The organism is Flavobacterium melibiosi (genome assembly GCF_048158545.1).
Taxonomy (GTDB): domain Bacteria; phylum Bacteroidota; class Bacteroidia; order Flavobacteriales; family Flavobacteriaceae; genus Flavobacterium; species Flavobacterium melibiosi.
On record NZ_JBLNKU010000001.1, the window covers coordinates 1 to 12,987 of the forward strand.

The 12,987-nt window shown below is 29.3% G+C and carries 19 protein-coding genes; 1 reads left to right on the forward strand and 18 read right to left on the reverse strand.

The features are described 5' to 3' along the window. Window positions 1–253: 253 nt before the first annotated feature. The 18 genes from ACM55F_RS00005 to ACM55F_RS00090 all read right to left on the reverse strand — a co-directional run bounded on the left by ACM55F_RS00005 (window position 254) and on the right by ACM55F_RS00090 (window position 12,643). Window positions 254–865: a hypothetical protein gene (locus tag ACM55F_RS00005; RefSeq protein WP_143387078.1), complete on the reverse strand. Its 612-nt coding sequence runs from the start codon at window positions 863–865 to the stop codon at window positions 254–256. Window positions 866–941: 76 nt separating this feature from the next. Next, window positions 942–1,466: a hypothetical protein gene (locus ACM55F_RS00010; protein ID WP_143387079.1), complete on the reverse strand. Its 525-nt coding sequence runs from the start codon at window positions 1,464–1,466 to the stop codon at window positions 942–944. 25 nt (window positions 1,467–1,491) lie between these two features. After that, window positions 1,492–2,031 (reverse strand): hypothetical protein, encoded by a 540-nt coding sequence (locus ACM55F_RS00015; RefSeq protein WP_143387080.1) that lies wholly within the window; start codon window positions 2,029–2,031, stop codon window positions 1,492–1,494. A gap of 218 nt (window positions 2,032–2,249) precedes the next feature. After that, a complete protein-coding gene (locus ACM55F_RS00020; protein WP_144064500.1) occupies window positions 2,250–2,897 on the reverse strand; it encodes an NUMOD1 domain-containing DNA-binding protein in 648 nt (215 codons plus the stop codon). Continuing rightward, the gene (locus ACM55F_RS00025) at window positions 2,887–4,287 is read right to left on the reverse strand and encodes a primase-helicase family protein (RefSeq protein WP_144064499.1); all 1,401 of its coding nucleotides are present in this window, start codon (window positions 4,285–4,287) and stop codon (window positions 2,887–2,889) included. Before ACM55F_RS00025 ends, ACM55F_RS00020 begins: the two co-directional genes overlap by 11 nt. 151 nt (window positions 4,288–4,438) lie before the next feature. Continuing rightward, on the reverse strand, window positions 4,439–5,191 hold the full coding sequence (locus ACM55F_RS00030; protein WP_144064498.1) for a hypothetical protein: 753 nt from the start codon (window positions 5,189–5,191) through the stop codon (window positions 4,439–4,441). 175 nt (window positions 5,192–5,366) lie between these two features. Beyond that, a complete protein-coding gene (locus ACM55F_RS00035; protein WP_185963077.1) occupies window positions 5,367–5,615 on the reverse strand; it encodes a hypothetical protein in 249 nt (82 codons plus the stop codon). A gap of 71 nt (window positions 5,616–5,686) precedes the next feature. Continuing rightward, a complete protein-coding gene (locus ACM55F_RS00040) occupies window positions 5,687–6,664 on the reverse strand; it encodes a DUF3871 family protein (protein WP_144064497.1) in 978 nt (325 codons plus the stop codon). Then, on the reverse strand, window positions 6,645–7,538 hold the full coding sequence (locus ACM55F_RS00045; RefSeq protein WP_144064496.1) for an AAA family ATPase: 894 nt from the start codon (window positions 7,536–7,538) through the stop codon (window positions 6,645–6,647). Before ACM55F_RS00045 ends, ACM55F_RS00040 begins: the two co-directional genes overlap by 20 nt. Before the next feature lie 113 nt (window positions 7,539–7,651). Further along, window positions 7,652–7,996 (reverse strand): hypothetical protein, encoded by a 345-nt coding sequence (locus tag ACM55F_RS00050; protein ID WP_416851640.1) that lies wholly within the window; start codon window positions 7,994–7,996, stop codon window positions 7,652–7,654. A 230-nt stretch (window positions 7,997–8,226) separates the two neighbouring features. Continuing rightward, a complete protein-coding gene (locus tag ACM55F_RS00055) occupies window positions 8,227–8,703 on the reverse strand; it encodes a hypothetical protein (RefSeq protein ID WP_416851641.1) in 477 nt (158 codons plus the stop codon). Window positions 8,704–8,714: 11 nt separating this feature from the next. Next, complete coding sequence (locus ACM55F_RS00060; RefSeq protein WP_416851642.1) at window positions 8,715–9,062, reverse strand: hypothetical protein; 348 nt, start codon at window positions 9,060–9,062, stop codon at window positions 8,715–8,717. A 216-nt stretch (window positions 9,063–9,278) separates the two neighbouring features. Beyond that, window positions 9,279–9,596, reverse strand: coding sequence for a hypothetical protein (locus ACM55F_RS00065; RefSeq protein ID WP_416851643.1), 318 nt, complete (start codon window positions 9,594–9,596; stop codon window positions 9,279–9,281). A 120-nt stretch (window positions 9,597–9,716) separates the two neighbouring features. Next, entirely contained in the window at window positions 9,717–9,908 is a 192-nt protein-coding gene (locus ACM55F_RS00070) for a hypothetical protein (protein ID WP_416851644.1), read from the reverse strand. A gap of 416 nt (window positions 9,909–10,324) precedes the next feature. Continuing rightward, window positions 10,325–10,759 (reverse strand): hypothetical protein, encoded by a 435-nt coding sequence (locus ACM55F_RS00075; protein WP_416851645.1) that lies wholly within the window; start codon window positions 10,757–10,759, stop codon window positions 10,325–10,327. A gap of 26 nt (window positions 10,760–10,785) precedes the next feature. Next, the gene (locus ACM55F_RS00080; protein WP_416851646.1) at window positions 10,786–11,238 is read right to left on the reverse strand and encodes a hypothetical protein; all 453 of its coding nucleotides are present in this window, start codon (window positions 11,236–11,238) and stop codon (window positions 10,786–10,788) included. A gap of 86 nt (window positions 11,239–11,324) precedes the next feature. After that, window positions 11,325–11,933, reverse strand: coding sequence for a hypothetical protein (locus ACM55F_RS00085; protein ID WP_416851647.1), 609 nt, complete (start codon window positions 11,931–11,933; stop codon window positions 11,325–11,327). Window positions 11,934–11,968: 35 nt separating this feature from the next. Then, window positions 11,969–12,643, reverse strand: a complete 675-nt coding sequence (locus ACM55F_RS00090) for a DUF4919 domain-containing protein (RefSeq protein ID WP_144064488.1) — start codon at window positions 12,641–12,643, stop codon at window positions 11,969–11,971. An 89-nt stretch (window positions 12,644–12,732) separates the two neighbouring features. On the opposite strand from ACM55F_RS00090, the gene ACM55F_RS00095 reads away from it, so the two are divergent. Continuing rightward, window positions 12,733–12,966: a helix-turn-helix domain-containing protein gene (locus ACM55F_RS00095; RefSeq protein WP_416851648.1), complete on the forward strand. Its 234-nt coding sequence runs from the start codon at window positions 12,733–12,735 to the stop codon at window positions 12,964–12,966. The last annotated feature ends 21 nt before the right edge of the window (window positions 12,967–12,987 follow it).

A 12,987-nucleotide genomic window follows, 5' to 3' on the forward strand; every position in this document is an offset into this window, starting at 1 on the left:
AAACAGTTACAAAAAGAAAAACGCTTATAACGGATGTTTAAAAATCCTGTTACAAGCGTTTTTTTATTGTCTAAAAAACGACTCTAATCAAAATAAGCGAAGTTTTTCAGTGGCCTCCATCACTGTAAAGTCTTTTTAAAAAGCTCCCTCTCTTGGGCTCGAACCAAGGAGTGTGACAAGCAGTAAAACCAAGACTTTACGTTGTTTTACTTTTTTATGTTACCGAATTGTATGCCTTTTTTATTATTCCTATTTAAAGACTCTTACAAGATACACTAATAATAGTTATTCTTTTTGATGCTGGGTTACTTCTGTTATCATAGATATGTCTAATAGATTTACTAGGCAAACCCATAGTGCCATTTCCTGTATTTGTAGCATTTGATAATTTCCATTTATAAGAAACGGTATAATTATTAGATGAATCATTTGAAGCAAGTGTAGCTACGTATCCATTTAATGAAATTGTTATTATCTCAGCGCAAAATTTATCTTTTACAACGGTTGCTATAGAACTGTTTATTCTACTATTGGCTAAATAAATCAAATCCATTTTTACAAACATATTGTTTCCACTATTACCAACGGTTCCTATAAATTCTTCTACAGCTTTTACTTCCTTCTTTAATTGTACTAATTTTTTTTCTTCATACTCTGAGTTTTGATCATCATCAATTGTTTTTTGAATTTCATCAGACAAATAATATGCTTTTCTTTTCAGATCTTCACATTTATTTTTATCCATAATATTCGTTTTAAACTCATATACAATTTGAGTAAGTTGAGAATCATAGTCATTTGAATTTTTATTTTCTTTTGAAAATGAGAGCATTAAAAATGCTGAAATAAGTATATATAATTTCATTTTTTTTTATTTAATTAGTTTATTTTTTTTTATGCCATAGCAGTATAGTAGTGCTTATTAAAAGCAGATTAAGATCTTATTCTGATTCTGAAAAACTTAAGAAATAATCTGAATTATCTATAATTGCTATATGGTATATTGTCTCAGTTGATTCGCTATCTTCATCTTTGCGATTTTTAATTGTAATCATAAATGTTGTGGTAGCTCCTTGATATGTTTTTTTGATTTCGCCATCAAAAACGCCACTGTCGATTAATTTACAACCAAATGATTTAATTCTCGTTAAATAGGAATTATATTTTGAAGTATTGAATATTTGTAAATTTATCCTTCTTACATCAGTAGAATCCGAACGGTAATAGTGGAAGAATGATTCTGCATCGTCGCTATATTCCTCTTTTTTATAGGCGAAGGCAACACCACTTAGGCTCTCATTATCTCCCTCTTCACTTGATAAAAATGTCCAGCCTTTTAGCGAGAGATATTCTTCTACATTAGCAATGTCATTTTTTCTAAGACTTATCAGTTCCTCTAAGCTGAGATTTTGAGAATAGTTTGTTAATGAAAAACAAAAGAGTAAAAAGATAAATATTCTTTTCATGTGGTGTGATTTTAATTAGGGACTGTTATTTTATTTTCTTTAGAACCTCTAATAAATCTGGAATTTTGCTGACTTGAGTTTCTGTCCAGAAATAATAGTTCAACTGTCCTTCTTTTTCATAATTATTCAAGCTAATGGAGATTTTCTTTTCTTTTTCATCAACCAGATATGAAAAGGTCATTTCTTTCGCTTTAAAAATGTACTCCGTTGATTTCTTTTTAAATTTCAAGTCTAAATTAGGTATTACATTGGTTTCAATAAAACTTATAAACTCATCTATTTCGTCTAATCCTACCCAAGCTGTCTTAAAAACTTCTGGTTTTTTAATATACATGTCTAATTGCAAAGCGTTTTCTTTTTCCTTCGTTTTCAAGTTAATCACTTCAATAGGATAAAACTTTACATACTCACCAATACCTGAGTTGAATTCTGCGATGGTACTCCAGTCTTTGCTGATTTGGGTGAATTGTGCCTTGTCTATGAATTTTCTTGTAGAAGATTCTTCATTTTGTGCAAAACAAAAGACAGAAATAAGTAGTAATAACAGTGTGTTGATTTTTTTCATAATAGTTTGATTTTGGTTTTAAACGATTAAAATAATACTTACAAATATATTTGAAGGAATTAGTATTACTTTACGGTTTCCCGTAAAGCGTAATTATAACAATACAAGTTATTAATTGAATACTACAATTGTAAAGGAACAAGTAAATTACTTTGATTGCAATACCCAGTTTTAGTGATATTAAATAAAAAAAGACGGTTTTTACACCGCCTTTAATTTTAGGAATATTTCCAAATAAATCCGCCGCTTTGATCTCTTTCTTTACGACAACATCTAGAGATGCAGGTTTTGCTTAATCCTGATTTTCTACTAGCCTCTGCTACGGAAATGTATTGAGCTAATAAATTACCATTTAGATTATATTGTAAAACCTCTTTTTTTCTATTATCAGAGTCTGGAATAAATTTTTCTTTATATTCATAACTCCATAAGTATCCTTTTAAAGTATGGTTTACATTCCAACAAGCTTTGCTTATAGACTTTTTTGTTGCATTTACTGATGTTGCTGCGGAAGTTAAATCTTTAAATGAATTAATTGGAGTGCCATCTAAATTATATTGATAAACTGTTTTTCTGAATCCTCCGCCGTGATCGGAATTGTAACCATCCTCAACAGCATTGTTCTCCAAAATATATTTAATTTCCTTGGCTGCTAATTCATCATTATTACAAGCGGTATCAATAGCTTCCCAAGTGAAAGCTTCGGGACCATAAGTCCCGATTGCTTCTTGAAAATAACTGCCAACTTTTTTATTAGCTTTTTGTATGTGGTCTTCTTTACGTTCCTCAATACTTTTGGTAGTTGCACCAATATAAACCTCGTCAGTAATTGTGTTTACTGCTTTGTAGATTATACTATATTTCATTTTGAATGGTATTGGAGTTTAAAATAAAAGTATATTTTCCGCCTGAAGAATTTGTTGAAAAATCAACTCCTTTTTTACTGGCATATATACTTAGCCATTTGTTGATTTTGTGTGGAGATGTTTCTTCCATTTCAGGATATAAAACCTTGAAATCGCTTTCAAATTGTCTTTTGTCTATTGACGTGTCATTTTGCACATAGGCATCGGCATAGGTTACAAACTGCTCATTCAATCCATCTAAGAATTTGTTGTTGGCTAAATTAATGTGTGGTACTTTGTATAACCCGTATTGCAAATATGATTGGCAACAACTCATCATAAAATGGTAAAATTTACTCCATTCATCTTCGTCCCATTGAGAACCAAAAAATCGATTTCCAAATTCCATTTCAGGAGTGAAATTTTGATTATAATAATTATTAACTTCAAATTCATGTCTACGTCTTTCATCAGAAGGACCTCCAGGACCTGAAACGTAGTAATTTGCGGTGATTAATAATTTAGGGGAGTTTTTGGAATCAATATGGAAAGCTTTTTCTCGTTTACGCTCCACTTCAATATCAGATGTAATCATTGGAAAGAAGTTTTCGAAACTATAATCCCGTTTTAAATCGTCATAGACTATCAGATCTGTGGTTAGCTCTACTCTTTGATTTTTAAACCAACTACCCTGTTTTATATCCTTTGCATCAAAAATTACTACTTCTCGACATTCTTTCAATGCCGTTGACAAAAGTGTTTTTCCAGTACCGCCGTGAGCTTGGTTATTTTGTCCCATTTTCTCATCGTAAAGGATAATTGCTTTAGGTTCCCCAACTTCTTTGTTACGATGCAATAAATACCCTAAAATGCTTTTTAAGGCTAATAACCTTTCGGTGTTTTTTCCTGTGATATTCTCACAGAATATCTCAAACTGTCCCTTCTCCGAAGGGTAAGTAAATGATTTTTGTTTAATTCTATCTTCCCAAATCGGATTTTCTAGAATTGAATAATCACAATAGAATATTCCATCTTTATTTATTTCGCAATAACAATTTTTAAAATAAAATCTCGAACTTTTCATATCGTCTCGATCATTTATGTTTTCAATTGAGGGAAGCAAATCCATTTTTTTAGATGTAATATAACTTCCAACCCCCTTAACGAATACTTCTAAAACCTCAAGTTTTTTATTTTCTAAAAGGTAGTTTTTAACTTCATTTGCCATTTGCCCTTCAGTTGCTAGACTTAACCTATTGTTAGTCATTTTAGCTAAGACATAGTTGTTTTCTTCGATTTCGACCCTAACATAGCCTCTTGAAGCTAGGAAGTCTAATAATCCCACTTGTAGTATCTTTGGAGCTTCGTTTTCTGTCCAAAAGATTTCTTTTTTTTCTTCTTTTTTATTCATATTTGTTTTTTAAACCTGCTCTTCTTAAAATAGTGGAGAAGAACTCGCCACAGTTGTTTGGAGTACATTTGCTCTAACAACGGTGTAAAGGTAAAAGCAACAAAAAGTTTTAACAGGGGCAATTATTTTGTACCAACTGTAAATCAATGAGTTATTGTTTTAATGTGTAGAGATCTTCGTCAGATAATAGGTTTTTAAGACTTTCAGCAGCAGTAGTTATTGATTTGTCTCCATTTTTAAAACTGGCTAACAGTTTATTTGCCAATTTAATTTCTTTGTAAGAATCATCATTTTCACTATAATATTCAAATGAATTTTCGATAAGTTTTCCTAATTCATTATCATACTTACTTTCGGTTAATCCCTTTTGTTTTAATAAAAAAAACAGACAAATAATTTCTGATCTAGATAATCTTAGTTTAATTTTATTAGAATGATTAATAACGTTATTCCATATTTCGTGACTGTAAATAAATTCAATTATTTTCTCATTTTCATTCAGAAGAAGCACCTTTAAATCTTCTTTTACAAATTCAGTTTTAGAAAGAATTAAATTTAGTTCCTTTAACACTTTTAGTTTTTCGTCCAAATATAATTTACATTCTGATGATTTATATTTAAATGATTTTTCTATTTCTAAATTAATATTTCTAATTTCTTGGTCAGCTATAAATGGAATTTTTTTGGGTAAAAAATCTTTGTAGAAATAAATAGTATGATATGTCTGATCCTCATAACTGGTCATTCGTTTATATATTATTTCAAAATCCGTTTGCTTTATACTTGACAATAATAATTCTGGTGTTAGACTTGGTGATCTTTCATCGTAATTTAAAAATCTGTTTTTTAGATCTAAAAAAGTATCTTCATTCTTAAAATCTAGTATGGAAGGGATAAAAATCATAGAAAAAAGTTGACGTCAACTTTGACAAGTTATTTATTAAAAAAAGGGTAACGCAATCTAATGATTTTAAGCTACCCATTTTAACTTAGCTAAATACTTTTTCAGTGGTTTTTTGTTAAAGCAGAACCGTCTCAAAAGTTTGATTATACAAAATACAGCATAACTGCTTGTTTAACTATACCAGTATCTCAAAATGATAATAGTAATACGCTTTAGTGTCAATTATAAACACCGTTTTCAACTCAATTGTGACTTTAATTTCATCTACAAACACAAATTGTCCTGTTTTGAGTGTACCGATGTCTTGTAAAACCTGTACTTCAAATGGACAATACAGTTTTATTAAGGTGTTTTTCCACGTAATAACATAGATTTCTTTTGGAGAACTGTATTTTAACAGCTCTGCCAGCTCTTTTTTTGTCATTTTTTAATGTAATTAACTCTATTTTTTAGACGTTATTTGGTGTAATAAATGCTACTAAAAGCTATGATATATTAATGGAGGAAGTAGTTCGGAATTTGATTTTCAATGGAATTCAGGAGGTTTTGTATAAACCCATATGCATTGACGTTCCGTTCTAAATTACTGTCGATATAATTTGACTTACAACTTTCAGTTGCCAAATTGTAAATGTTCCAGAAGTTGATAGTCCCATCTTTAGATTTAGAAAAATGAGCATCAGTATGGTAATCCCTTATGATAATATTCAACTGGGTATCATTTATCGCTAATGGAAATAACGTCTGTTTTTCTTCTTTACTTAAGTAAGGAAACAATTTCATCTTGCCAATCAAATGAGCAAACTGGATTTCTGTTAATGAATATTGAAACATTTTTTCCAAATTTATTAAATGCTCCTTCTTTTTATAGTTGTTAATCAGCTCGAAAATCTTGGCTTTTAATTCCAAAATAGAACTGACACGTAGATCTTCTTTGAGTCCATCAGTACTTATACAAAGATTAGTGCATACGGTATTTTGAAAGCCTACGAAAATTTTGAAACGTTCAAGCGATTTTTTACTGAAAAGGTTTTCTTGGTTGTAACTTCTCACTCCTCCAATGGTTAAATTGAGTCTGTTTCCATTGATAATTTCACTAATTTCAGGTATTTCAATTACAAAAGCCATACGTTCGTAATACAATGTCTTTTCGTGCTCTAACAATTCTTTTGCAGGCTTTGCAACAGCAGAAGGAATTCTACCTTTAATTTGATGACTTACCCTTATTTCAGGCTTTAAAACACCTTTATAGTCTAAAATTTCTTCGACAACTTCTTTAGTACTTTTGATAAATTCAAAATGGCTAATAGTTGATTCGTTGTCTTTAGCAAATACAGGAATAATGCATTCCGATTTGAGATGCTCTAAATCTACTTGTACAGTATTTGCTTCAATAAAGTTTCTTTTTGGAAATACTATGATTTCTTCCTCATCTATTACTTGATGGATTGGATTATTTAATACTAAATTCATTTTCTTGTGGATTAGGTTGTTGAATAATTTGTTCGTTTGAGATAATCTGATTGTTAAGACCTTCTAATGCTTCTTTACGTGCTACGATTATTGGATATAGTTCCTTACTTAAATGCGGATATTGAGCATAAATTATTTTTAAACTCTCGTCGGTTGTACAGGAATTGATTTCGTTTTTAATTTCATCTATAGAAATGCCGTCATTGCTCCATTCTATTAAACGTTTCCCAGTACTAGAGTTGATGATAAATTCTGGTTTTCCAGAAAATAATCCAGTTCTGTCTTTAGATGATTGCACAAGATGATTATCATTCAGGAATTCAAAGTTTACTGTAAGTTCATACTCGAATCCTTCTCTTGTAATCTCTTTCATTCCTAGTTTACTCACTTTGGTTTTACCATCAGAACCTTTATCGATGCTATAATCTACCTTTCTTCTGCTGGTAGTAATGATGTGGCATTTAGATAGAATAATGGCATCTATAAAAGCGTTATGTCTAGGAGTAACTTTAGCCCAGTCTTGGAATCTTCCGCCTAATTGTTCGTGTATTTCTAAACATCCTCCTTTTGATTGCCATTCGTGGCTGATACTGTCAATGATTATTACAGAAATGTCTGCTTCTTCACATACTTGGATGGCTTTAATATAGCGTTCAGGCATAAAAGGTTCCCCTAATGACAATACATTGAAATTTCCCAAATGAGAGTAAAGACTTGCAGAGTTGTTCTCTGTATCTATCAATGCAATCTTCTTCCAGTCGTTGGTCATTCCATACGCCATTAATAAGGCTGAATAGGTTTTACCAAACCCACTAGGACCAGATAATCCAATTCTTAATTTTACTTGATGTCTTTGAGCAATTTGTAATTTCATAATTTTTTATTATTAAGTATTAATTAAAAAGTTATATGACATACATTTTTAAAATAAAAAAAGGAACCCCATTGCTGAAGTTCCTTAATTATGTTGTCTAGTTTTGAGCTGTTTTAGTACACCTCTTCTGGTTTAACAACGTTATCATTAATGATAGCGTCTTCATCGGATAAATATTCATAACGATGAGTCATTTCTACAATTTCTCCTGTTGTTCGATCAGTATAGTCGTAAGGGTCAACTTCAACTTTTCTAATCTGTCCAGGAAGTTGAGTGCCAATTAATGACTTACACGTAATTTCGTTAAATGTACACGCAAGATTTGTGGTTTTTGCAGTAAGATAAGTTCTTCCACTTTCTTTACTTTTAACAGCTTCAACTCCACCTTGAACAACAAGTGAATAAAATTTTTCTCCATTTTCTTTTTGGAATGCCTTGTAATCTGTAATTGTAACCATAGTTTTTAGTAATTTATAGGATTAAACAAATGAATTAAAATCAGCAATAATTTGGATGTCGTATTTTTAAATATCCAAATGTCACTGGGCGGGTATATCCCAAAATTTGAATCAAGTGGGGATGCCTTTTCTGTTAGTTCATTTATTCGACCAAAAAAAAATTAAAAAAAATTAAAAAAGGCTCAACTTTATAGTGTAGAACCTTGTAGTAATTGTTATTATAGTAAAATTTAAAATGGCAAATCATCTAGTTCTTCATCTGTAAAACGGCAGGAGTCTAATTCTTTTTCTCGAACTTTATTGATGAATATGTCATCAACTTTAAACTTTAGACATAAACAAATATCTGTACAAACTCCATTTTCATTTTCAAAAATAATATCGCAATAGGTATTGGAATTGTTACCTATAAATGTATAACCACTAGCACCTATATTACAATGATAAGCATTACAACTTCCACTATGGGCTATTAAATGAGTGTCGTTGTTTTCTTTGAATTTGTTAAATTTTGAATTAATATCTTCTAAGAATTCTTCTCTTTTATCCTCACTTAAATAATTTTCAGTCAAGATTTCAAGCTGTTCCAGATCCATTTCAGAAATGGCTTTCACGATTAGTTCGTTACGACTTGAATCACTTTTGATGTAGGTAACATCACCCATTTCTAAAAGTTGTTCGATGAGAATTTTTTGTTCTGGAGTCATAATTGGATTTTTTAAAATGGCATCGTATCTAAGTAAACTTGATTTTCAGTTTCTTTAACCCTTATGCATAGCCTTGAATGCTTATGAACACTATCATATAAGTTATAATGTTTCATATTTTCTTCATCCTCCCAATTTGGCGTTTCAATCTTAAAACTCATTGGATCAACTGAATTAGACTTAGCGGTTATCAGCATTTTTTTAAAAAACCAATAGAATTTTTTTTTATCTGGAGCATCCGTAATAACTATTTCAGATTGTAAATAGGGTTTAAAAAGCTTTGCATCAAAACTTAAGCAAGATTCAATGAGTTTGTTTAGTATGATTTCTTTGGTGTACACTTCCATTGGTAAGTCCATATTATTTCGTGAACTAATATATGTGTTTAAAGGGTAGAATTTTGTTTTTTAGGAAAAGGTGTAATTGTTTTTAAATCAAGCTTTTTATCATAAATATTGTTAGAATAATTATTAAAATAACTGAACAACTTTTCATTATGACACATAATTTATTAAACAGTTTTGCCTTAATAAGGAGGTAAAATACTTTGTCTTTTAGTGAAGTTGATTTGAGCGTTAACAAAACATATAACTCCTAAAATCCAAGCTGTAATTCTTACATTTAGGACAGTAGTTATTCACCTGATTCAACTTCAAATCAAAATTTTGAAAAATGTATTTTCCTTCATTGTCTCCTTTGAGTTGTTCATCTGTGTAAAAAATGTAATCTGGATTATCTTTTTCTAACTTGTAATTTACACTTTCCAATTCTTCAGTAGTTTTGTCATACGCTGGTACTGGATTAAAAGTTTGAAAATCGAATCTCCCTCCTCCATATCTAAAACTTGTTTGGTAATTGCAAATTCTACAGTTTGCTTTTAAAACCTCTGCCATAGTATTGATTTTTTTTGATTTTTTAGTTCTATTAAATTTAAATTTTTCAAGTATAAAACCATCTTTAAATTAAGCCTAATCACGCAATATTGCCAAGCGGTTAGTGGCTGGTATTTAGCTTTATTCATCATTTTCTTTAAAAAACACTTTCGATAAAAATTTACCTAATAATACACCAACAATTACAATTATCGGATAAGCTCCATCTCCAAGTATGCTAATCACTGGCTGGCAAATTAGTATTGATACAACCATACATACAATTATTAAAATACATCCTAAAGCATTCTTACTATTATTATTTTCACTCATTAGTTTCTATTATAAAATTAATTTAGACTGAAATATTCTTTCCACATTGTTATACAGTATCATTGAGTATTCACAATTCGCTAAATTTTTAAATGTTTTGTAAGCCGATAGAAATTGATTAAAATATTGTGTTTTAAATTTATCAGTATCAAACTTTACAATTTGATTAAAATTTAATTGGGCTAAAAGGGAATCAATAAATTTTTTCTGATTAGATGTAAAATTCATATTAGTTTCCTGTTATTTTTTAATATTATCTCTAACGGTTTGATCACAATAGGTTTTGGGATTAAAAATTCGAGTTTTCGCATCAACCACTAATTTTCAAATATAAGACCATAGTTAAATTCAGCTAAGTGCACCAATGTATAATAACAGTTTCATAAATAGCCTTTTCATTATATAGATTCTGATTTCTAATCAGTACAAAATATATTACGACCTTTTAAAGTAAAGTAAAATTTACCTGAATCTATTCCTGAATTTGCCCCTGATTCAAAGATGTATAATAAATCACCTCCTTTTTTATCAAAGCATACTTTATAATTAAATTGCGGCACTTTATTATACTCATTTATGCCGTACAATTCTAAATAAAAAGTAGGTAACCACATTTCATAATAAAAACCACTATTATCAAAATCTGTAAGTTGTCTTTTTGAGGGGACTTTAATTGAAGTGTTATAATATGAATCGGTCCGGAATAAGGTATTATTATAAAAGGTGAATGCAAATTTCTCTTCACCACAATTTTTGGAAATATAACTTTTTGTGTAATCTGTTTTAAAATTTTGAGCACTTAATGAATAAATGCTTAGTGATAAAGCAAGTATGTTGATGATGATTTTCATATAATTATTTTTAAGGTTTATTTTATTTAGTATGAAGCGCTTGTGTAATCCCATTGTTTTAAATAACTATTGTATGTATAATAGCCTCTCATTTTACCAAAAGAATCATAAACCTCATATCGTTTTAAATATTCATTCCATTTTTTTGTTAACTGTTGTTGACCAGATTGATTGTATGTTTCGTTTTGATTTAAGTAAGAGTTATTCTTTTCATATCCTTGTTGTTTGCCAGAGGAATCGTAAGTTTCTGTTCTGTTTAAATATTGATTGTTTGTTTCATATTTAATAAGTTTGCCATAAGAATCATAATATTCTGTTCTGTTTAGATAAGCGTTTTCTTTAGCATATGCAACCATTTTCCCAGATGAATCATAAAATTCAGTTCGCTCTAAATAGCTATTGTATTTTTGAGTCAAATTTTGGCTAAAACTTGCAATTGTTGCCAATAAAAATGTTAGGGTAAAAATTATTTTTTTCATTTTGTATGTATTTTTGTTTTTGCTTACTATATTCAGTTTTCAGCCTCTCTGTTTTTATGTTTTCTTAAATTAAAATTTTACAATATTCAAATTGAAGTACAAGTAACTCCCAGAATCGTAATTCTATTTTGTGTTTGATTACTTCTATTGTTGTAAATGCTCCTGACTGTTTTTTCAGGAAGTCCCATAGTTCCATTTCCTTTTGAAGTTCCAGTATTATTTTTCCAATTGTATTTTACCATATAATTTGTTGAAGTGTCGTTTTTAGCCACATAAACGACATAATTTCCTATTGCGACAGAAATAAAATCCACACAAAATTTTCCTTGATTAACATAGGTAACGGATCCAAGTACCATTTGATTTGCTATTTCAAATTCCTTAAAAGATGGAAACATAGCACTTGCACAACTTCCAACACCTCCAATATAAGATTGTAAAGCATCAGCTTTAGTTTTTAGCTCTCTTAGTTGGCTAATTTCATAGGAAGTGTACTTATTTGTTTCCTTTAATTCTTCTTCAATTTCATCAGAAATAGAACCTGCATTGTTCATTAATTTTTTACACTTATATTCGTCCATTATATCTTCTCTGAAATCTTTAACAATGTAATTTAGCTCATTTTCAAAGTCAGATGGCGATTTTTTAATTTCGTCTAATGGAATAAATAGAAACAAGAGGAAGAATAATTTCATAATAATTTAGTTAAATGGCTGATTAACTGTATTTTTTAATTTTGATATTCAATTGTATATTGTACCTTTTCAACATTAAAATATAGACCATTAATGTTTTTATCGTTTTTTTCCAATAAAATATACTCGTAAATTTCATCAATTGTCTCCGGATTTTTAGTGGCTTTTAGGTCCAATAAATTAATTAAGAACCACTCAAATTGTACATTATTAATGTAATATGCCGTTTCTTTTGTTAATCCATCACCAGAATTCCTGACCACATTATGCATTATATCTAATTGATTAAAACAAATATTAATCTCATTTTGTCTTTTTAGTAAATCGAGGTTGTTTATTTTTCCCCATATATGATTAACATCAAATGGACTTTTTTCTAATATTTGATTTCTAAACTCTAATTGTTTTAAAATATTTTTAGAGTCTAATTTATCTTCATTTTTTTCATACTTTGCTATACTATCTGTCAATGACTTATACCGAAAATTTTTAAAATTATCTTGAAAAGCAAAACCATAATATAAGTGTTCACATTGTTTTAATGTCATTGATTTATCACCTTTTCTATATCTTTCCAATAAGGAAGTGTAATAATATTCAGAATTTTCATCTTTAATATTTTTTTCAATAAGTTCATAGTCGGGTTTCTGTTGAGAGAAAACAACTGTTGTGAAAAGAATAAAAAAAGCCTGTGCATATTGTTTTATCATATCGTTTTAAATATTTATTTTTTAAAAGTTTTTCAAATATAAGCAAATATGCCTACTTCATAATTAGTTTATTCAACGAATTTTATTTCGTGGATAATCAAGATAAAAAAAGCATATTAATTAGTTTTGGTGGAAATCTTCGACAACTTCGTTTAGCAAAAGGATTAACCCAAGAACAGCTTGCAAATGAACTTGGTGTTGAAATTTCTCAAATCAGCAGAATTGAAAGAGGTGTTATTAATACCTCTATTACAACTTTATATGCTATTTCCAAAGCCTTAGAAATTGATGTTTCTGAATTCTTTGTTTTTGATGCAAACTAACTATTGTGAATTCTAGTCAAA